The 20,520-nt window shown below is 67.9% G+C and carries 19 protein-coding genes; 13 read left to right on the top strand and 6 right to left on the bottom strand.

Annotated elements, in window-relative coordinates; genetic code table 11:
- Positions 1–247 precede the first annotated feature (247 nt).
- The 3 genes from AC1DCG_RS02865 to AC1DCG_RS02855 are packed head-to-tail and all read left to right on the top strand — an operon-like array spanning position 248 to position 2,844.
- Positions 248–835: an SRPBCC family protein gene (locus AC1DCG_RS02865; protein ID WP_477028201.1), complete on the top strand. Its 588-nt coding sequence runs from the start codon at positions 248–250 to the stop codon at positions 833–835.
- A 27-nt stretch (positions 836–862) separates the two neighbouring features.
- Positions 863–2,053, top strand: coding sequence for a zinc-dependent alcohol dehydrogenase (locus AC1DCG_RS02860; protein WP_477028200.1), 1,191 nt, complete (start codon positions 863–865; stop codon positions 2,051–2,053).
- Entirely contained in the window at positions 2,053–2,844 is a 792-nt protein-coding gene (locus tag AC1DCG_RS02855) for an SDR family NAD(P)-dependent oxidoreductase (protein ID WP_477028199.1), read from the top strand. The genes AC1DCG_RS02860 and AC1DCG_RS02855 overlap by 1 nt, the downstream gene beginning before the upstream one ends.
- Positions 2,845–3,325: 481 nt before the next feature.
- Here AC1DCG_RS02855 and AC1DCG_RS02850 read toward each other — a convergent pair whose 3' ends face one another.
- Entirely contained in the window at positions 3,326–3,670 is a 345-nt protein-coding gene (locus tag AC1DCG_RS02850) for a hypothetical protein (RefSeq protein WP_477028198.1), read from the bottom strand.
- A 264-nt stretch (positions 3,671–3,934) separates the two neighbouring features.
- Here AC1DCG_RS02850 and AC1DCG_RS02845 point away from each other — a divergent pair, with 264 nt between their 5' ends.
- Complete coding sequence (locus AC1DCG_RS02845; protein ID WP_477028197.1) at positions 3,935–4,213, top strand: SemiSWEET family sugar transporter; 279 nt, start codon at positions 3,935–3,937, stop codon at positions 4,211–4,213.
- Positions 4,214–4,447: 234 nt separating this feature from the next.
- On the opposite strand, the gene AC1DCG_RS02840 is transcribed toward AC1DCG_RS02845, so the two are convergent.
- The 3 genes from AC1DCG_RS02840 to AC1DCG_RS02830 all read right to left on the bottom strand — a co-directional run bounded on the left by AC1DCG_RS02840 (position 4,448) and on the right by AC1DCG_RS02830 (position 8,981).
- Entirely contained in the window at positions 4,448–5,398 is a 951-nt protein-coding gene (locus AC1DCG_RS02840) for a TolC family protein (protein WP_477028196.1), read from the bottom strand.
- 377 nt (positions 5,399–5,775) lie between these two features.
- Positions 5,776–8,298, bottom strand: a complete 2,523-nt coding sequence (locus tag AC1DCG_RS02835; protein WP_477036429.1) for an ABC transporter permease — start codon at positions 8,296–8,298, stop codon at positions 5,776–5,778.
- A complete protein-coding gene (locus tag AC1DCG_RS02830) occupies positions 8,295–8,981 on the bottom strand; it encodes an ABC transporter ATP-binding protein (RefSeq protein ID WP_477028195.1) in 687 nt (228 codons plus the stop codon). Before AC1DCG_RS02830 ends, AC1DCG_RS02835 begins: the two co-directional genes overlap by 4 nt.
- Positions 8,982–9,036: 55 nt before the next feature.
- Here AC1DCG_RS02830 and AC1DCG_RS02825 point away from each other — a divergent pair, with 55 nt between their 5' ends.
- The 4 genes from AC1DCG_RS02825 to AC1DCG_RS02810 all read left to right on the top strand — a co-directional run bounded on the left by AC1DCG_RS02825 (position 9,037) and on the right by AC1DCG_RS02810 (position 11,406).
- Positions 9,037–9,684 carry an arylesterase gene (locus AC1DCG_RS02825; protein WP_477028194.1) on the top strand — a complete coding sequence of 216 codons (648 nt, stop codon included), beginning with the start codon at positions 9,037–9,039 and terminating at the stop codon, positions 9,682–9,684.
- Between the two features lie 82 nt (positions 9,685–9,766).
- On the top strand, positions 9,767–10,036 hold the full coding sequence (locus AC1DCG_RS02820; protein WP_477028193.1) for a hypothetical protein: 270 nt from the start codon (positions 9,767–9,769) through the stop codon (positions 10,034–10,036).
- Positions 10,037–10,124: 88 nt separating this feature from the next.
- On the top strand, positions 10,125–10,268 hold the full coding sequence (locus AC1DCG_RS02815) for a hypothetical protein (RefSeq protein WP_477028192.1): 144 nt from the start codon (positions 10,125–10,127) through the stop codon (positions 10,266–10,268).
- Between the two features lie 253 nt (positions 10,269–10,521).
- A complete protein-coding gene (locus AC1DCG_RS02810; protein WP_477028191.1) occupies positions 10,522–11,406 on the top strand; it encodes a 3'-5' exonuclease in 885 nt (294 codons plus the stop codon).
- A gap of 14 nt (positions 11,407–11,420) precedes the next feature.
- On the opposite strand, the gene AC1DCG_RS02805 is transcribed toward AC1DCG_RS02810, so the two are convergent.
- On the bottom strand, positions 11,421–11,828 hold the full coding sequence (locus AC1DCG_RS02805) for a thermonuclease family protein (protein ID WP_477028190.1): 408 nt from the start codon (positions 11,826–11,828) through the stop codon (positions 11,421–11,423).
- Between the two features lie 142 nt (positions 11,829–11,970).
- Here AC1DCG_RS02805 and AC1DCG_RS02800 point away from each other — a divergent pair, with 142 nt between their 5' ends.
- Both AC1DCG_RS02800 and AC1DCG_RS02795 read left to right on the top strand, forming a co-directional pair.
- Positions 11,971–12,336 (top strand): hypothetical protein, encoded by a 366-nt coding sequence (locus AC1DCG_RS02800; protein WP_477028189.1) that lies wholly within the window; start codon positions 11,971–11,973, stop codon positions 12,334–12,336.
- Positions 12,336–12,632: a putative quinol monooxygenase gene (locus AC1DCG_RS02795; protein WP_477041368.1), complete on the top strand. Its 297-nt coding sequence runs from the start codon at positions 12,336–12,338 to the stop codon at positions 12,630–12,632. Before AC1DCG_RS02800 ends, AC1DCG_RS02795 begins: the two co-directional genes overlap by 1 nt.
- Before the next feature lie 105 nt (positions 12,633–12,737).
- Here the strand turns inward: AC1DCG_RS02795 and AC1DCG_RS02790 are convergent, their stop codons facing one another.
- Complete coding sequence (locus tag AC1DCG_RS02790; RefSeq protein WP_477028187.1) at positions 12,738–13,199, bottom strand: hypothetical protein; 462 nt, start codon at positions 13,197–13,199, stop codon at positions 12,738–12,740.
- A 176-nt stretch (positions 13,200–13,375) separates the two neighbouring features.
- On the opposite strand from AC1DCG_RS02790, the gene AC1DCG_RS02785 reads away from it, so the two are divergent.
- The 3 genes from AC1DCG_RS02785 to AC1DCG_RS02775 all read left to right on the top strand — a co-directional run.
- Complete coding sequence (locus AC1DCG_RS02785) at positions 13,376–13,702, top strand: excalibur calcium-binding domain-containing protein (protein ID WP_477028186.1); 327 nt, start codon at positions 13,376–13,378, stop codon at positions 13,700–13,702.
- 1,334 nt (positions 13,703–15,036) lie between these two features.
- Positions 15,037–16,614 carry a ShlB/FhaC/HecB family hemolysin secretion/activation protein gene (locus AC1DCG_RS02780; protein WP_477028185.1) on the top strand — a complete coding sequence of 526 codons (1,578 nt, stop codon included), beginning with the start codon at positions 15,037–15,039 and terminating at the stop codon, positions 16,612–16,614.
- A gap of 14 nt (positions 16,615–16,628) precedes the next feature.
- Positions 16,629–20,520 (top strand): beta strand repeat-containing protein (locus AC1DCG_RS02775; RefSeq protein WP_477041367.1); only part of this gene is annotated, 3,892 nt, incomplete at its 3' end.

The following is a 20,520-nucleotide window of genomic DNA, read 5'->3' as shown; positions in this document are numbered from 1 at the left end:
CCTGACCTTCTCCCGCGGTTGCACTGGCCGCGTCATCAGCGGCGAGCAGCACAAACGACACGCTTCGGCGCGTGTTCCAATGTCGACAAGGCGGCTCACCAACGCGCGTCGAAATAGCCTTACGGCTTTGGAGATCTGACGGTTTTTGCCGCGGACCGTCATTTGATGGGGACGCCTGGCCTGGACCTTGGCCTTCGGAACAACGGCGGGGGCGGGCGGTTGATCGACCTAACCCGGGAGATCGACGATGTCCGAAGAGACTATCGGCCGTGCGCTGCAAAGCGACGCGCCACTGACCGCCGCCGTGCACCAGCGCGACATCGCCCACGAGGTCGCCGAGGAGCGCGGCTGGCGCGAGGCCGCCTTGGTGGGGCGCACCGTCACCATCAATCGGCCCCGCGCTGAGCTCTATGCGTTCTGGCGCGACTTTCGAAACCTGGCGCGCTTCATGGAGAACGTCGAAAGCATCACGCCCAGCGACGATCGCCGCTGGCGCTGGGTGGTCAAGGCGCCGGCGGGCAAGACCGTGGCGTGGGAAAGCGTCCTCACCGACGAGGTCGACAACGAGCTCCTGGCCTGGGAGTCGGTTGAAGGCGCCGACATCAAGAACTTCGGGAGTGTGGAGTTTCGCGATGGTCCCCCCGGACGGGGCACCGAGGTGACCGCCACCATCGTCTACGAGCCGCCGGGCGGAGACCTTGGCAAGCTCATCGCCAAGCTGTTCCAGAAAGAGCCCAAGATCCAGGCGCGCCGAGAGCTGCGCCGTTTCAAGCAGTTGATGGAGACGGGCGAGATCTCCACCGCGAAGACCTCCAACGCCGCGCCGCAAGGCTGACCCCCCACCCCTCTGATGGAGCCGCCGATGCGCGCTTTAACCTGGCACGGCAAACACGACGTGCGGATGGATACCGTTCCAGACCCCAAGATCGTCAATCCCCGCGATGCGATCATCAAGATCACCTCGACCGCGATCTGCGGTTCTGATCTTCACCTCTACGACGGCATGATCCCTTCCATGGAGCGCGGGGACATCCTGGGCCATGAGTTCATGGGCGAGGTCGTCGAGACCGGCCCGGGCTCGACCTTGCAGAAGGGCCAGCGCGTCGTCGTCCCGTTCGTGATCGCCTGCGGCAAGTGTTTCCACTGCGAAAAGCAGCAGTTCTCCGGCTGCGAGAACTCAAACCCGGCCGAAACCCAGGACCTGGGCGAGATCGCTTACGGGACGGCGATGACGGGCCTTTTCGGCTATTCGCACATGACCGGCGGCTATGCCGGCGGCCAGGCCGAATATGTCCGCGTGCCCTATAGCGACATTGGCCCCATCGTCATTCCCGACGGGTTGGAGGACGACAAGGTGCTGTTTCTGTCGGACATCCTGCCGACCGGCTGGATGGCGGCGGAGAACTGCCAGATCGAGCCGGGCGATACCGTGGCGGTCTGGGGTTGCGGGCCCGTTGGTCTGTTCGCGGTCCAGAGCGCGCTGATCCAGGGCGCGCACAAGGTGATCGCCATCGACCATCACCCCCACCGCCTGGAGCTGGCCAGGTCCATGGGCGCGCAGGTGATCAACTATCACGACGTCAAGGTCCGCGAGGCCCTTATGGCCATGACCGGCGGCATCGGTCCGGACGCCTGTATCGACGCGGTCGGCATGGAGAGCCACGGCTTCTCGATCGACAATGTCGTTGACGCCGTGAAGGTGGCCACCCGTATCGGCACCGACCGGGCTCACGTGCTGCGCGAGGTCCTGATGGCCTGCCGCAGCGGCGGCCGAGTCTCGATCCCCGGCGTCTATGGCGGCATGGGCGACAAGATCCCGATCGGCGCCCTGATGGAGAAGGGCCTGCAGATCCGCACCGGCCAGACCCACGTCCACAAGTACCTGCGGCCGCTGCTCGACCTGATCGGCGAGGGGGTCATCGACACGACATTCTTGATCAGCCACCGCTTGCCGCTGGAGAGCGCCCCTGACGGCTACAAGATGTTCAAGGAAAACCAGAACGAGGTGACCAAGGTCGTCCTCAAGCCCGACTGGCAGAAGGAAGCCGCCTGATGATCGAGGAACAACGCCCCCTGGCCGTGATCACCGGCGCTTCAACGGGCATTGGCTACGAACTGGCCAAGCTGGCGGCCGAAGACGGTTACGACCTGGTGATCGCCGCCGATGAACCGTCCATCGTCGAGGCCCATGCCGGTCTTGAGCAGCACGGCACGCGGGTCCAATCCCTGCAGGTGGACCTGTCTACCACGCAAGGCGTCGACCAACTTCTGGACCTGATCGGCGATCGCTCCGTGGACGCCCTGATGGCCAACGCCGGCCGGGGCCTGGGTCACGGCTTCCTTGACCAGGACTGGGACGACGCCCGGTTCGTGATCGACACCAACATCACCGGTACGGTCTATCTGATCCAGCGGGTGGCCAGCGACATGCGCGAACGCGACCGCGGGCGGATCCTGATCACCGGCTCGATCGCCGGCCTGATGCCAGGCTCGTTCCAAGCCGTCTACAACGGCACCAAAGCGTTCCTCGACAGCTTCGCCTGGGCGTTGCGTAACGAGCTCAAGGAAACCGGCGTTTCGGTCAGCTGCCTGATGCCGGGTCCGACCGATACCGAGTTTTTCGACCGTGCCGACATGCTCGACACCAAGGTCGGGACCGATCCCAAGAAGGCCGATCCCGCCGATGTCGCGCTCGCGGGCTATCGCGCTATGCAAAAAGGCGAGGGCGATGTCGTGGCCGGCTTCAAGAACAAATTGCAAGCGGCGATGGCGGCGGTGACGCCCCAGAGCGTGCTGGCCGAGCAGCATCGCAAGATGGCCGAGCCGGGCTCGGGAAACCGCTGAGGGACACTCGGGAGCTCGAGCTTCGCCGAAGTGTAAGGACAAGAATGGGGACCCGAAGCGCCGTCGGCGCTCCACCTGAACCGCAAGACCGACGCGACCTCTGACCCGACGGCTGATGACTGGGCAACGGCGCCGATTGACCGATGGCGAGCGCGCTCCGGACGATTTGGCCACAGGAGAAAAACATGAACGACAAGCCAAACACCGACGGACGAAAGTCCAATGCAGCCCTACCATTGGGGAGAGCGGCCCGGCTTGGTCTCGGAAGGCGGCGCAGTTAGGACCGGAAAGGCTGAGCAGAAGAGCGCCGGACCGGACGGACCCAGCGCCGCTGAGGTTGGCGACACCTTCAAGGGCAAGGCGCGATAGTCATCGACGCCATGCTGGCTCCGCTACTCTGCCCTGCTTGGCGGGGCTGAGAACCTAGGATTTTAGGGGGACAGCGGCGGCGCCCCGCCACCATGGGAGCCGCCTGGAGCTCTCAAGTCACTGCGGCGGCGAGAGCGATCTCGAGAAGGTCCTCGCTCGTGCCTGCGCGGATGATTGGAACGTCGATCAGCACATCGGCTGCAAGCACGCCGTCGTGCTCGATCGTTTCGGCCATCGCGACCAGAGGCAAATCAGGCGACACGGCCTTGAGGACTGCGATCCGGCGCAAATCATCCGCGTAATGGTCGGTCCGCAGAGCGGCGATGACGAAATCCACCTTCGCCAACGTGCCGAGACAATCCAGGTCGGCTCGCTCGGCGTCGATGACATCCCAACCACGCTCCTCCAGGGCCGCGCGCGTCTCGCCATCGCAATGGTCGGTCAATACGCGAACCATGGAAACCTCCTACCTTGATCCTCGAGACGGGGCGGCCACGCCAACGGTCGGCCGTCCCGTTCCTCAGCGCAAACCACAGCTGCAGCCAGACGGTTCCTGTCGAATCCAGGTGGCCGATGAAGGCGCGGCGTCGCAGGTTCTCTTTCGGAGCAGCAGTCATCTTTTGATAGGGGGCCAGGGTGGTTTTGGACCCGCCCGCTCCTACGTGAAACCATCGGCGCCCGGGCCGCTTAATTGCACCGGATGCCAGATAGGTTGGGTTGGATGACCACGCACTTTGATCTCGTGGCGCTGATCGGACTGAGCGCGGCCCTATGCTCGATGAGCAGCTTCGTGCCTCAGCTGATCAAGATTTGGCGCGAGCACGATGCTTCGGCTGTCTCTCTGCGGATGTTCGCTCTTACGGTCGCGGGCTTTACGCTTTGGGCGATCTACGGCGTGTTACGTGGAGGCTGGCCGCTGGTGCTCAGCAACCTCGTTTGCCTGGGACTTTCGGTAGCGATCCTGGTTTCTAAGACGATCCTGGAGCGGCGTTCAAACTGAACGCTCCGCCCATGGGGAGTAGGCTCTAGCGAGCCGCTGGCCCTCCCACACCAAGCCATGCCAAGCCGCATTTCGCGCATTGCGTGGAAAGCGGCCAACACTCTGATGAAGCCGCCGAACCCGTGGGCTAGGCCATTTTGCCGTTCCCCTGTCTGCGGCTCGCCCCGCGGTCAGCTTTCCGGACGCTGGCGCTTGCCATCGCTATCTGCTTCTGAGGAGCGCGCAACTGTGCAGCTATTGTGCTGCGCGCCCGGCCGGATTGTCCACGTCGCTTCGGTCCAATCCCAGCGCGGCATGGTCCACGGTCGCGGCGGCCAGTTCTGCCCGGGCCGTGGCGATGAGGGCTTGAGCGTCGATCAGCCGGACCGCGGCGTCGGTCGCGGTCTCCTCGCGCTGATTGACCAGGAAGAAGTCGCTGGAGCCGAGTTCGAAGCGACGCCGCTCGGCGCTCGCCAGGTGATCGGCCAGGTCACGCTCCTGCTCGGCGGCCCTGGCCAGGCGTTCGGCGGCGTGCAGAGCAACACCGATCCCTTCTATCTCGACGGTGATCTGGTCGCGCAGGAAGCGCCCGCGGGCCTCAAGCGCGTCCATCTCGGCGCGGGTCTCGCCGATCTTGCCCCTGGCCGCGCGGTTCTGCAGCGGGATCGAGAAACGAAAGCCGATGACGGCTTCGGTCGGCTCGCGGCTGGGGCCGCCCAGGCCCTCGGGGCCTATGTCCTTGCCCAGCTCCATCTTCAGGTCGAGGCGCGGCTTGAGGTCGTTTTCGGCCAGGGCGAGCCTGGCCTGCGACTGGTCCACTCGCGCCAGCAGACCCTGCAGGTCCGGTCGCGCTGCAGGCGCATCGGCCTTTGCGCTTGAAGTCTGGACGCCAGCCAGGGCGTCGGCCTTGACCGGCAGCCGACCCTCGTCCACCAGGATCGGCCTGCCGGCGGCGTCGCGGTAGTAGAGCGACAGGGCGTTGGCGGCGACCTGCAGATCGCCTTCAGCGCGCACCACCAGCGCGCGGCGGCGCACCAGATTCTGTTCGTTCTCGGTCAGAAGGATCTGCGGCTTGGCGCCCAGCTGGACCTGTCGCTCGATCCCGCCGCGTCGGCTCTCGGCCAGGGCCAGCAGGTCGCGATAGGTCTTCAGCCGCCAGCCGGCCGCGACCCAGTTCTGATAGGCCATGATCGCGCGCGTCTGCACGCCGATCGCCACGGCCTCTAGGATGTCGCGCTGCGCGATATCGTCCTCACTGCCTTAGGCGACCCTTGCTCACACCGGAGACATCCGTGAAATGCTTTCCGATCTCGAAGGGGCGAGATGCTGCTCACGGAGATGGATTGCACGCTGGAGTTTGTGCGGCTGGCGCAGGCCGACGGCGCCAACTGGCGGGCGCTGTGTCGGCGGTTCGGGGTGAACCCGGCGACGGGCTACGGGTTGGTCCCGCGTTATGCGGCGGGGGTGAGGGCGGGCCGCATTGAGCTATCGCGACGCCCGCATTGTCCGCCCCGGGCGGGGCAGCCCTCCCTCGACTTGATCAGTGCGTTTCGGCAGGGCGGGGAACTGCTCGACCTGATCGCCTATTCGCCCCGCAGCACCGGCGCTGGTCTCTGGGCCAGAGCCAGGGCAGCGGCGATCAGACCGCCGGACATGGCCAGCCCCCCGCTGCCCAGCATCAGCGCCAGGATCCCGTTCCAGTCGACGCTCCAGGTCGCCTCGAACACCTTGACCACCACCGGCCAGGCGGCGGCGAAGCCGAGCATTGCGCCGGCGGCGCCGGCGATGAGCCCGACGGCCCCATACTCGATAGCGTAGGCGATAAGGATCTGGGACCTGGTCGCGCCCAGCACCTTGAGGGTCGCGGCCTCGCGCGCTCGGGCGCGGGCCCCGGCGGCGATGGCCCCGGCCAGCACTAGCACCCCCGCCAGACCCGCGACGCCGGCCGCGCCGCGCACGGCCAGCGCCAGGCGATTGAAGAGGGAAGCGGCGGCGTCGAGCTGTTCGCGAACGCTGATCACGTTGACGCCTGGAAAGTCGCTCCCAAGGGCGCGGGTCAATCGGGTCTCGGCGCTAGAATCCACTCGTGCGATGGCGACGCTGCGTAGGGCCGCGCCCTCGAGCGCGGCAGGGTCGAGGATCAGCGCGAAGTTGGGTCCAAAGCCGCCGAAATCGACCTTGCGGAGAACTGCGATCCGCGCCTCGATCGGCCGTCCGAGCACGTCGATGGTGATGGTGTCGCCAAGCTTGAGGCCGCCGGCCTGGGCCACCTCGATGTTCATCGCCGCCAGCGGCGGGCCCTGATAGCCTTTGGACCACCAGCGACCCTCGACCACGCCCGCTCTGGCCGGTTCTTCGCTGAACACCGATAGGCTTATGTCGTTGTCGAAGGCCCAGCGCTCGCCAGGCTTGATGGTCTCGATCCGCACCGGAGCGCCCTTGAGGGCGGTGATGCGGCCGGTGACGAACGGCATACGCAGATAGGCGTCGGGTCCGAGCGGGCCGGCTTCCCGAGCCACCGCCTGGTCAAAGGCAGCGGCCTGATCTGCAGGGATTTCGGTGAACACCATAGCCGGGGCGGTCCGGGGCGCGACGTCGCTGATCTGAGCCAGCAAGGCCGACTGGATGAGCACGACGCAGGACAGCAACGCCACGCCAAGACCTATGGCGGGGCTGGCCGTCCGCGCAGCCGAGCCTGGACCGGCGAGGTTGGCCAGGCCGAGACGGACGGGGCCGCGGGTCAGTCGGCGGGTCTTGCCGGCGAGGTGGGCGGCGGCTCGGCCAAGCGCGGCGAGCACGGCGAAGGCCACCGCCACGCCGGCGATCATGATCGCTGCGGCCAGCGGGGTCGGGGCCGTGACGACGGCCAGGGCCGCAAGGCCAAGGCCGGCGAGCGCGGCGCCCAGAGTTTCCAGGCTGAGCGGTAGGCGGGCCGCTGGGCTGTGGCGAAAGAGCGCCGAGGGCGGTGTGATCCGTGCGCGGGCGAGAGGAACCAGCGAGAACGCCGCCGCCGCCAGGAGCCCGAAGAGGCCGGCCTTGACTAGAGGCCAGGGGTAGACCTTGAACAGGGCCGGGATCGGCAGTGATGCGCCCGCGAGCTTGCCCAGCAGCAAGGGTGCGAGCGCGCCGACAAGGAGACCGACGCCAACCCCTAGATAGGCCAGTAGGCCGATCTGGATGAGGTGCAGGTTTCGGATCAGGGCGCCGTCGGCTCCCAGCGCCTTGAGCACCGCGATCGATCGCTCCCGAGTCGACAGGTAGGCCGAGACCGCGCCGGCGACGCCCAGGCCGCCGGCCACCAGCGAGGCCAGGCCGATGAAGCCCAGGAAATACTCGAGCTGGTCGATCAGCCGCTTGGCGCCGGGCGCGGCGTCGAGGCGATCGCGCATACGCAGGTGACTGTCGGGAAGGCTCGTCTGGACCGCCTTGCCTATCGCCCTTGGGTCCTGGCCGGTTGGAAGAGCCACACGTACGGCCTGGTTGGAAAGGCCGCCCGGGGCCAAGAGGCCCGACCGCTCCAGAACGTCTCGACGAACCATCACGCGCGGACCCAGGGAGAAGCCCCTAGACAGGCCGTCGGGTTCGCTCAGCAGCCGCCCGGTTATGACCAGTTCCAAGGCCCCGGCTTGGAACCGGTCGCCGATCTTGAGGCCCAGGCGGTCGAGCAGGGCCGGCTCGACCACGGCACCCGGGAGGCCGCCGCGGTCGGTGAGGGCCGTGACCAGATCCGGCGAGCCGTCGATCCTGGCCACGCCGGCCAGGGGGAAGTTGGCGTCCACCCCGCGCAGGCTGACCAGACGACGACCGCCATCGGGTGCCTGAGCCATCGCCCGGGCCCCGGCGGTGTAGGTGGTCTTGCCGAGCCCGTCGAAGGCTGCGCGTTCGGTGGGCGTAAAGTCGCGGTTCTCGACCGAGAACGACAGGTCGCCGCCGAGGATTTCCCGCGCCTGGGACGCCAGGCCTTGCCGAAAGGCCTGGGCCGTCGAGCCGGCCGCGGCGATGGCGGCCACGCCCAAGGCCAGGCAGGCCAGGAAGATGCGAAAGCCGCGCACGCCCGAGCGCAGCTCGCGGGCGGCCAGGCGAAGAGCCAGAGGGGCCATGTTCAGGCCAGGATCCGGCCGTCGGCCATGCGCACGATCCGGTCGGCGCGCTCGGCCAGGACGGGGTCGTGAGTGACCATCACCAGCGCCGCGCCCGCTTCGGCGACCAGGTCGAACATCAGGTCGGCCACAGCGGCTGCGGTCGCGCCGTCCAGATTACCGGTCGGCTCATCGGCGAAGAGGAGAGCAGGGCGGGCGGCCAGCGCGCGGGCCAGCGCTACGCGCTGCTGCTCGCCGCCCGAGAGCTGATGGGGATAGTGGCCCAGCCGCTTGCCAAGTCCCACGCGCTCCAGCCAGCCGCGGGCGGTGGCGAGCGCTCCTGATGTTCCGGCGATCTCCAGCGGCGTTGCTACGTTCTCCTCGGCGGTCATGTTGGGCAGGAGGTGGAAGGACTGGAAGACGAGGGCGGCGCGGCCGCGGCGAAGCCGGGCTCGGCCGTCTTCGTCCAGCCGCGAGAGGTCCTGGCCAAACAGCTTCACCGCGCCGCTGGTGGGCGCTTCGAGGCCGGCTCCGACGGCGATCAGCGAGGACTTGCCCGAGCCTGAAGGTCCGATGACGGCAACACGCTCGGCCGCCGAGACGACGAGATCGACCCCGCGCAGGATCTCGACGGGGCCGGCGGCGGCGGGAAGGGTCAGGGTGACGGCGTCGAGCACCAGTTGCGCTGCGGGCTGGGCGTCGTCGATCATGGGCATCCTTGCGGCCGGACGTTGTTCGCTGGCGTGCGAGCCTACATAGGAAGCCATGGCCAAGTCCGCATCCCGTCTTCTGTCCCGCCGCCGCCTGTTGGCCAGCCTTGTGCTCCTCTCGCAGGCGGCGGCCGCGCCCAAGCCTCCGGTGGTCACTGTGTTGGGGGACTCGATCACGGCCGGGCTTGGCCTTCCCGTTCGCGAGGCCATGCCCGCCCAGCTTCAAGCGGCGCTCGCTCGCCTGGGCGTCGTGGCGACGGTGCGCGCAGCGGGCGTTTCAGGCGACACCAGCGGCGGGGGGCTGGCGCGCGTCGGCTTCAGTGTCGCGGCCGACACGGCTGTCTGCGTTGTGGCGCTGGGCGGCAACGATCTGCTGCAGGGCGTCGAGCCTGCGCAGACCAAGGCCAATCTCCGCGGCATCCTGCAGAAGCTCAAGGCGCGGGGCGTTGAAACGGTGCTGGTCGGGGTGGCGGCCCCGGCCAGCATCGGCGCGTCCTACGCTCGCGAGTTCAACGCCGTCTATCCAGATCTGGCCAGGGCGTTTGGGGCGCCGCTCCAGGCCAACATTCTGGAGGGAGTGCGGGGAAACCCCGCCTTGATGCAGCGCGACGGCCTCCATCCCAACGCCGCGGGGGCCAGGAAGATCGCCGAGGGGCTCGCGCCGCTGGTCGCCCGGGCGCTGAAGGCGCGCAAACGGGTCTGAAGGAACGGTCTTGGGGCAGGCGGCGTTTGGACCGCTTCCTGATGCGCCACCTGGCGCTCTGCCCAATCGAATTCGAGGCCTCATGCGCGGCGCACTTGGCGTTTTCATAGTTCAGCCCAATCTAGGCGGCGGCTGGCGCCTGTCGAACGCCGACAGCGGCGAAGTCATCGACTTTCAGAGCGGCGGTCAGGCCGAACGCCTGGCCATGGCCTTGGCCAGGCAGGCTTATGCGATGCAGGGCGCCGGCGAGGTCTGGGTCTATGACCGGCTGGATCGGTTGGTGGGGCGCTGGCGCGTCGCAGCCGGGAACCTCGGGCTCATCGAGGCCGACGAGACGGCCAAGGCGGCCTGACGCAAGGGCCGCTTGAGCCACGCTTGAGGCGTCTTGGCGCGGGAACATCCCGCGACGATCGGACTTCCATCCTAGACGGAGGATGCAGATGAAAAAGCCGCAAGAGACCAAGGTGCAGCGCGTTCGAGAACTGACCGTCTACTGGAGCCCGTTGATCGGCATCGACGCGGCGCGACTGCGAAGCCTGCTTGCGGCCCTCGACACCCCGGCGGCTTCCAACGCGGTGCATTAGTCGTACGCTCATCATCAGTGCTCGGGGCGAAGCGGGGGAGGCTCGTCGATCGTCGCCCTCCGCTTTGTTAGGCCTCGGCGGCACGCAAAGGTCCGTGACGGCGCTGGCTGTTTCGTTGGTTGGCCCGGTAGCCGGCCAAGTTCGCGATCAACCTGAACACAACGCCTCGAGCGCCCAGACGACTGTTGCTTGGCGGGGCGACGAACGGGATAGAGAGAGGCGGCTCGGTGCGACCCGCATACAGGGGCGGCCGTTGACCGAAGACGATCTTGAGAGCCTCGCCGAACGGCTGGAAGCCAGCGGCCGCTACCGCGTCCTGCGCCGGCTCGAGGCCGTCGAGGTCTCGCAAGGAGACTTGGCCGCCTCCAGGCTCGGCATCTATCTCGACCTGGAGACCACGGGTCTGGATGCGACCCGTGACGAGATCATCGAAGCCGCTCTGGTACCGTTCCGCTACGATGAGGCGGGCCGGCTGCTGGAGGTCGGCGAACCGTTTTGCAGCTTTCGGGAGCCATCGCGGCCGATACCGCCGGAGGTGACGCGCCTGACCGGCATCACCGATGAGATGGTCGCCGGCCATGCGCTGGACCCCGACGCGCTGGCGCGCTTCATCGCGCCGGCCGCCGTGATCGTCGCCCATAACGCCGGCTTCGACCGGGCCTTCGCCGAGCGCTACTGCCAGGCCTTTCAGGCCAAGCCCTGGGCCTGCTCGCTGAGTCAGGTCGATTGGAAGGCCGAAGGTTTCGAAGGCGCCAAGCTCGCCTACCTCGCCGCCCAGTGCGGCTTCTTCTACACAGGGCACCGGGCGCGCCACGACTGTGAGGCGGCGCTGCAGATCCTGGGGCGGCCGCTTCCGAGCGGAGAGACGGCCCTGGCGGTCATGCTGGCACAGGCGCGCCGCACGACCTGGCGTATCTGGGCCGAGCACGCGCCGTTCGCCATGAAAGACGTCTTGAAGGCGCGGGGCTATCGTTGGAACGGGGAGGCGGGGCCCGCGCCTCGCGCCTGGTGGATCGAGGTCGACGCCGACGCGCGCGACGCGGAGGTCGCCTATCTGCAGACGGAAATCTACCAGGCCTCGGTCGAGCCTTTGATGCGGCGGGTCACCGCCTACGAACGCTTTTCTGATCGGCTCTGAGGGGAGGGGCTGCTCTAGGGGGCCTTGGCCCACAGGCCGCGCCCCGCCGTCTTCGCCTCGGCCTCGGGCTTGGCGTAGAGACCCTTGCTGTAGCGACGATACTCGGTGGCGTAGCCCGAACGGATCAGGGCGGCGTTGATATCGGGGCTGACGCTGGACCAGCACTTGGCGACCGTGCGCCGGTAGCGGTCGCGGTCGACCGGACGACAGCCGACCCGGCCTCGGGTCAGGCGGATCAGCTCGTCCCGGGCCTGGTAAGCGAACGGCTCGGCCGGCGTCTGGCCGCGTTTCACCTCGGGCGCATCGACCCCGAACAGACGGATGCGCTCGGCGCCGCAGCGCAGGGTGTCGCCGTCGTGCACCTTGGGAGCGTCGCAGGCGATGATCGGCAGGGCTACAGAGACGGCGAGAGCGGCGAGCATGGCGCGTTGCTAGGCTGCTTCGCTCCGCGGTGACATAGGCGCGGTGACGTCTGGCGACCGATCCTGACGCAGCGCCGTGATGGCTTTGCCATCAGGCGGCGACTCGCGATCTGAAGGGCGTCGCGTTTGGCGAGGATTCACCATGACCCCTGAGGCCTTTTCGACCCTGGCCGGCCGGCTGGGCGCCGCCGTTCAGGTGAGGCGCGTGCTAGAGACGGTTCAGTTCAGGCTGGGCGGCCGCGCCTTCGCCACGCTGGGGTGGCCCGAGGCGGGGTGGGCGGTGGTCAAGCTCAGTCTCAAGGATCAGGCCGCGGCCCTGGCGATCAGCGACGCGGTGACGATCGAGCCGGGCCGGCCGCGCAATTCCGGCGTGACCCGGGTCTGGCTGAAGGGGATCGACGAGGACGCAATGGCCTACATCCTGACCGCGGCCTTCGGCGAGGCCTACGCCAAGGCCGCGCGCTCGCGGCCTGCTCGCGGCCGTGCGGCGATGCTGGGTGTCGGCTGATGGACGCGGGGATCAAGATTGTCGCCGTCCTCGCGGCGCGTGAGGGCAGGTCGGGCGAACTGGAGGCGCTGCTCACTGATCTGGCGGTCGCCAGCCGCGCCGAGACAGGCAATTTGCGTTGGGATGTCTGGCGCGACCAGGCCGACCCGACCCGCTTCGTGCTCGACGAGCTCTACATCGACAACGCGGCCGTGGCGGCCCATCGCGCCAGTCMGCATTTCGTGGCGTATCTGGCGCGGGTCGGCGATCTCGCCGAGCGAACAGCGTGGGTGGTTGATCCGGTAGACCTCGGCTGAGCGGGCCGTTGTCGGTCGCCGGGGCGCACCCAACATCTGATTGATCCGTCCGCCATCCGGGTGCGGTCGGCTTGGGCGGCGAGGTCCGTCCCGCCGCCCTGGCCGTCAGAAACGGGCGATGACGCCCGCGCCATAGTAGTCCTTGCCGGCAAAGCCGCGGACGATGAGGGTCTCGCTGGCATGGACACCGATCGCGCCATAGGGCGTGGTCTCATCGCTCACGCGCACACCCGCGCCGAGCTCCAGAGACTTGCCGAAGCGGTAAGCCGCCTCGAGCTTGCCGTAGGCCTTGGCCGCGGCGTCGTTGCAGTTGTCCTTGTCAGCGAACTGGCCGTTGCGGGTGTCGCGGCAGACAGTGCGGCCATTATTGAAGGTCTCGCTGCGGTAGCGATCGTTCTCGCCCTTGTAGACCAGGGCGCCCAGGCTCGGCGTCAGGCGAAACTTGCCCTTGCCGAAATTGTAGCCGAGGCCGAATTCCGTCCCCGAGAGGTCGCCGGCCTTGGCGCCGTTGAGCTCGATCGACCAGCTCTGGGCCTGTGCCGGATCGGCCAGGACGACGGCCGCCATGAGGCTTGCCGCGCAAAGCAGTCTCTTCAAGGTATTCCCCAATCATCTCGCTCGACCCCCGAGCGAGGAGCGCGATCTAATTTGAGGTAGAGCTCTGAGCGAGCGCTAACGACTCGCGATAGTGGACTGTTCGACCGGGTCGGTATCGATCGTGCGTGTCAGGCTTGGGGGAGCCGATGAACTTACAGAACTCGCTAGCGGCCGCCATCGTACTCGCGGCGGGCGCGTTGAGCCTGACCCCGACGGTGGTGTTGGCGCACGGCGGCGGGCTCAACGCCGATGGTTGCCATACCAATCGCAAGACCGGCGACTATCACTGCCATCGGGGCGGGGCGGCTCCCGTCTCACGACCTCGCGCACAAGCCCTCTCGTCGGGTTCTAGAGCCTATTATCCCAACTGTGCGGCAGCGAGGGCCGCCGGGGCTGCCCCATTGCGCGTAGGCGAGTCTGGCTACAGGCGTGCTCTTGACCGAGACGGCGATGGCGTCGCCTGCGAGCGTTAGAGGTTAGGGGCTGACCGCTTCGATCAGCGTCGTGTGCTCGACCAACGCCGTGTTGATCTCGGCGGCAATCGGGTCCTCAGATCACGCTTCTTCGTTGCACCGCTCATGGAAACTCCGCCTGAGCGAGGCTTAGCTCCCAAGGCAGGCGTCGAGTTCCACTGGAGGCGGCGGGTCAATCTAATGCCGGCAGAACGCTATCGGCGGCCGACTGGCCAAGGACGCGTTCGATCAGGTGAGCGAAGAACTGCATGACCGGCCGGCTGCGATCATGGGCTCTGCCTGTGCCCGAAAAATTTAATTTCGATGACCGCCGCCGGCATTGTGTTGCGTGTGAATTTAGCTCTCAGGTGTCGCCAGCCGGGAGGAGAGCTGTTGGTTGACCCGTAGGTGACTTTCGCGATTTTTCCCATCGGTTCTTTTTGACCGCTTGGAGCCGACGTGATCCCGCATCTATGTAACCATGTCCACGCTTGACCCTGATGATCGGAATTAATTCAGAATACCTCTCGCCTCTTCCCAATAGGGCGCGCCAGCGGTTTCTCGAAGAATAAAATCTATTTGAATTCAAATGCTTTGCTTTGCAGGTGGCGCTTCTGCCTGCATTTGGTGGGGCTCGCCTGGCTGTCACTGTGGTGAGAGCCGCGGTTTATGCCTCCCGCTTCCGCCGTTAGCGGTTCAAGCTTGATGATGAAGGCGTCGTCGTCGGTTCAGCAGGGCGGCAACGATACCGGTGCTCGGCATCCATAGTTGCCGGCTCTTTCCAGCCTGATGGCGGATCGGCGCCGGCTTGAGCCTGCCTCCCGATAAGCCTTCCTCAGCATCCCATATCGACAGGTGGGTTGGCCCTAGTCCTGAGAGCAGGCTTGGTGAGAGTCTGGCGTCAGTCGACAGTGATCGCGATATTGATCCCGGCCGGAAGCGAGCTGGAAAATCATCGCTACCCGCTGGATGCCTTCGGGGCAATGTTGCATCGGTATTCGATACAAAAAGCGCGCGGCTTCTCAGTTTGAGAAGCCGCGATGCGGACGTGTATCCCTTTGGAATGTATTTGACTCATGTAAATATCGCGAAATCTATGTGTGATCATTTGCACGAAGGCGGTTGGTGTCGTGTGTGGGGGATTCTGAAACAAATTAACTAGTTTGAAACGCGCAAATACCTATCACGCGGTCAGTGTAGTAGGTGGGGCGTTTAGTATGAGTGCTGGTGTATCGTGGGGCGCGAAGCGCGCCCTGGTCGTCGCGACGAGCTCGTTTCTGGCTCTGACCTGGTCCACGGCAAGTTTCGCGCAGACCGCGCCCAGCCGGACCCTTCCCCAAACCATCGCACCGACCGTGCAGGAGGCCCAGGGCGAGATCGCCCTGCCGGCCACCCGCCTGACGGCGGCCCCGGCCGGAGCCGAGGCGCTGTCGGTGCGGATCGAGCGCGTGGTGGTCGAAGGCGTCGCGCCTGACCGCGCCGAAGCCGTCGCCGCGCTGACCCGGACCGTCGAAGGCCAGACGGTCACTGTCGCCGCCCTCTACGAGGTCGCCGCCAAGATCGAGGCGCTGTACGCCCAGGATGGGCGCATTCTGACCCGCGCCACCCTGCCGCCGCAGTCGCTCAAGGACGGGGCGACCTTACGCATCGTCGTGGTCGAAGGCTTCATCGAGAGCATCGACGACAGCCGCGTGCCGGCCAAGGTGCGCGGGCCGATCCGCGACCGGCTGGTCAAGCTGATCAACCGGCCAGGGCTGAGCCTGCCGCAGATCGAGCGCCAGGTGCTGCTCGCCGCGCGCGTTCCCGGCGTCAATCTGCGCACGACCCTGGTTCCCGGCGAGCTCGTCGGCGGGGCGCGGCTGGTGCTGCAGGTCGAACACGACGCCGTCGCCGGCGGCCTGGGCGCCGACAACAGCCTGTCCAGCGCCTATGACGACTGGAACCTCGAGGCGCGGCTGACGGCCAATTCGGTGTTCGGCGCGGGCGAGCAGTTCTATGCCTTCGGCGCCTCGGCCACCGATCTGGCCCTGACGGGCGGGCATCCCCATCGCCGCATCGTCGGCCTCGGCATGATCGCACCGCTGGGCTTCGACGGGGCGACGGCGCAGCTGGAGTACCTGCACGCCGACACCAATCCGATCACGCCGCGCGGCGTGCTGCCGGTGCAAGGCCAGTTCGACCGCATCGTGGCCAAGCTGTCCTATCCGCTGATCCTCGGCCGGCGCGAGATGCTGTCGGTGTCGGGCGGGTTCGAGTGGACAAACGAAAGCCAGGCCGCCCGCGGCTTCGGCGTCGACCTCAGCAAGGACGCCCTGCGCAGCTTCACGCTCGGCCTCGAAGGCGGCAAGGCGATCGGCGCGGCCACCACCGTCTCGTCGCGCATCGACTTCAACCAGGGCATTTCGGGCTTTGGCGCGCGCACGCCGGCCGACGCGCGGCTCTCGGGCACGCCGCTGTCGCGCCAGGGCTCCAAGCCCGACTTCACCAAGCTTTCGGCCACCGCCAGCGTCGACCGGGCCCTGGGCGGTCCGTTCTCCGCGCGGCTGGTGCTGCGCGGCCAGACCGGCTTCGGCGGGGCCCTGCCCAGCGCCATGCAGTTCTCGCTGGACGGCGGCGAGGGCGTCTCGGGCTTCGACGCCGGCTCGATCAATGTCGACAGCGGCCTGACCGGCCGCGTCGAGCTGGCCGCCCTGGCCCCGATCGGCGGGCGCGTCTTGGCGCGTCCCTACCTGTTCGCCGCGGCCGGCAGGGGCTGGCTGGAAAAGCCGACCGTGGTCGAGAAGCCGCGGCCTGACGGCTGGTCGATGGGCGCCGGCGCCCGCACGACGCTGGCCGAGCGCATCAATCTCAGCGCCGAGCTGGCGCACGCCAACAGCAACCTGTTCGCCAAAAACCAGACGCGCCTCACGGCCAGCGTCAACGTCGCGTTCTGAGGGGGAGCCTGACCATGCTTATCGCCAACAAGCTTCGCCTGATCGCCACGACCAGCCTGACCCTGACCCTGGCCGCGATGGCCACCCAGGCGGCGGCGCGGGACGCCCTGCCCACCGGCGGTTCGGTGGTCGCCGGATCGGCCACCATCGGCGGCCAGTCGGGCGGCGCCCAGACCATCACCCAGACCAGCCAGAAGGCCGTGATCGACTGGGCCAGCTTCAACGTCGGCCAGGGTAACAGCCTGACCTTCGTGACGCCCAACGTCGACGGCGCGACCCTGAACCGCGTGACCGGCACGACGGGCTCGACCATCGCCGGCCAGATCACCGCCAACGGCAGCGTCTATCTGATCAATCCCAACGGCATCCAGATCACCCAGACCGGCGTGATCAACGCCGGTCGCGGCTTCGTGGCCTCGACGCTGGACATCTCCAACGACGAGTTCATGGCCGGCGCCGGCCGCTTCACCGGTACGGGCGGGACCATCGACCACCGGGGCTCGATCACCGTCGGCGCCGGGGGCGTCGTCGGCCTGCTGGGCGGCAGCATCTCCAGCAGCGGCCTGATCGTGGCCCCGGCGGGCAAGGTGGTGATCGGCGCGGTCACCCACGCCACCCTCGACCTCAACGGCGGCGGCTTCCTGCAGGTGGCCCTGCCCGAGCAGTCGGCCCTGGCGGCGGACGGTTCCAGCGCGCTGGTCTCGGCTCAGTCGGGCTACGAGGCGACCCGCAACACCGTCAATCTGGACGGCCTGAGCAGCGGCAGCGTGACCGGCCGCAACGGCGACATCGTGCTGGGCGGCAAGATCAGCGTCGATTCCGACGCCGGCGATGCGGGCTCGATCATGGTGATGGGCGCCAACACCCGCGCCAACGGCGAGCTTTCGGCCCGCGCGACGGGCGCCGCCGGCAAGGGCGGCTTCATCGAGACCTCGGGCAATTACGTCGACTTCACCGGCCTGCGCGTCGACACCCGTGCGGTAAGCGGTGCGACGGGGACCTGGCTGGTCGACCCCACCGACCTGACCATCGACGCCGCCGCGGCTTCGACCATCCAGTCGAATCTGGCCACCACCAACGTCACGCTCGAGACCTATCTCAGCGGCGCGCCGTCCGGACCGGGCGTGGCCAGCGAAGGCGCGGGCGACATCATCATCAATTCGGCGATCAGCTGGGGCGCCAATACCCTGACGCTGAACGCGGCCAACAGCATCAAGGTCAACGCCGTGCTGACCGCCTCGGGCAGCGCGGGCCTGGCCTTGAACTACGGCGACACCAAGGGCTCGATCGCCGCCACGCCGCTCGCCGGCGCCGGCCTCGACTTCGGCCTGGCCAGCAGCGGCTTCTCCGGCCGGATCGACTTCACGGGCGGAAGCAACAGCTTCGCCGTCAACGGTCAAGCCTACACCATCATCACCGCCCTGGGCGCGGCCGGCTCGACCACGGGCACGGACCTGCAGGGGGTCAACGGCGCTCTGGGCGGCTACTACGCCCTGGGGGCCAATATCGACGCCAGCGCCACCAGCGGCTGGAATAGCGGCAAGGGCTTCGATCCGCTTGGCGCGACCAATGCGGAAGGCGGCGGCAATGGCTTCACCGGCAGCTTCCTGGGCCTTGGCCATACGGTCAGCAACCTGACCATCAACCGCACGTCGTCCGCCTATGGCGGCCTGTTCGGCCGCACTGCGGCCGGCGCCTCCATCGGTAATGTCGGCCTCGTCAACGCCAGCATCGCGGTCAATGGCGACGCGAACACCTTCATCGGCAACGGCACCGGCGGCACGGCGGGCGCCCTGGTCGGCGTTTCCTACGGCGCGATCACCCAGAGCTATTCCACGGGCTCGGTGTCCGCCAACGGCGGCCCCACCTTCGGCCCATCCACAGGCGGCGCGGGCGGCGTGGCCGGCGGCCTGGTCGGCAAGTCCTACGGCACGATCACGGGCAGCCATTCCTCTGTCACGGTCTCGGCCGGCGGTCGCGACGGCAGCATCCAAGGCGGTGCGGGCGGCAAGGTGGGCGGCCTCGCCGGCCAGTCCTACGGCGTGATCTCGGACAGCTACGCCACGGGCGCCGTCGCGGCCAACGGCGGCGCCGGCATCGACGTCACGAGCGGTGCTGCCGGCGCGGGCGGGACGGCCGGCGGCCTGGTCGCCGAAAGCAGCGGCGTGATCACGGGGAGCCATGCGACGGGCGTGGTCTCTGCCAACGGCGGCAACGGCCGCACCTCCGGGGGCGGCGGCAAGGCGGGGGGGCTCGTCGGGCTGTCCAGCAGCACGATCACGGCGAGCTACGCCACGGGCGTGGTCTCGGCTACCGGCGGCGGCGGCGGCAGCGTCGGCGGGGCCACGGGCGGCACGGCCGGCGGCCTGGTCGCGGAAAGCAACGGCGCGATCACGAGAAGCTACTCCACGGGCGCGGTCTCAGCCAACGGCGGCGGCGGCGGCACGGCGGGCATATCAGCCGGCAGCGCGGGCGGTTCCGGCGGGACCGCGGGCGGGCTTGTCGGTCGGAGCAGCGACACAATCAGCCTGAGCTACGCCACCGGCGCGGCGTCCGCCAACGGCGGCGGCGGCGGCACGGCCGCAGTTGCATCTAATGGCGGCAACGGCGGCAGCGGCGGCGTGGCGGGGGGGCTCGTCGGCGACGCCAGCGGCGCGATCGCCCAAAGCTATGCGACGGGCGCGGCGTCAGCCAACGGCGGCGGCGGCGGCAGCAACCCTTATGGCGGGATTGGCGGCGCCGGCGGCGCCGGCGGCGCGGGCGGCAAGGCCGGGGGCCTGGCCGGCCTGGCCAGCGCCGACATCGCGCAAAGCTACGCAACGGGCCGAGTGTCCGCCGCCGGCGGCGGCGGCGGTAGTTCCATGTTGGTCGGCCCGCCGCCCGTCACGGTGTACGGCGCGAGCGGCGCCGCGGGCACGGCCGGCGGCCTGATCGCCGTGGCCTCGGCCGGAGCGATCGAAGCGTCCTACTGGGACCGCTACGCCAGCGGTCAGGCCTTGGGCGTGGGCTCCAACACCGGCGCGACCGTCACCAGCCTGGCCTCGGTCACCTCCGACGCGGCGCAATGGAACGCGACCGACTACATCTACAACGCCTCGGCCTGGTCGCTGTTGGCCACGGGCGCGACCAGCGACATCGACCTGGTCGGCGGCCAGGCCCTGACCTGGCGGATGTACGAGGGGTTCACGACCCCGATGCTCAAGGCCTTCCTGCAACCGGGAACCGTGGCCGTCAGCGTCGGCGACGCCAGCGCCATCTACAACGGCGTCCGGCAGTTGGTCAGCGCGCCGGTCACCGCGCCGAACGGGGTCGACACCAGCCTGATCCTGGGTGGCGGCCGCGGCCGCGATGTGGGCTCCTACGTCACCGGCGCCTATTCGACCCAGCAGGGCTATGACCTTATGGTCACCGCGACGGGCACGCTGACCATCACGCCCAAGGACCTGACCATCAGCGGCGGAACCAGCACGCTGACCTATTCCGGTTCAGCCTTCGGCAACGGCTATGTCGTCAACGGCCTGGTCGGTGGCGACTACATCAGCAGCATCGTCGGCGGCGCCATCGGCACGAATGTAGGGACCTACCTGGACAACCTGTCGGGCGCGACCGGCAGCGGCCTGTCGAACTACAACATCACCTATGTGAACGGCAGCCTGACGATCAACCCCAGGGCGCTGACGATCACCGGCAGCAATGTGACCGGCGTCTACACCGGCTCACAAAAGACCCACGCCGTGGTCGTCAACGGCCTGGTCGGTCGCGATACGGTGACCTCGGTCGGGGGCATCGCCACGGCGACCAACGTCGGGACCTACCAGGACAACCTGTCGGGCGCCGTCGGCAGCGGCCTGTCGAACTACAACATCACCTACGTCAACGGCAGCCTGGCCATCACGCCCAAGGCCC

Source organism: Caulobacter sp. 10L414 (genome assembly GCF_056395525.1).
Note: the sequence above shows the minus strand (reverse complement) of the source record. Positions and strands in the feature narration are given on the sequence as shown.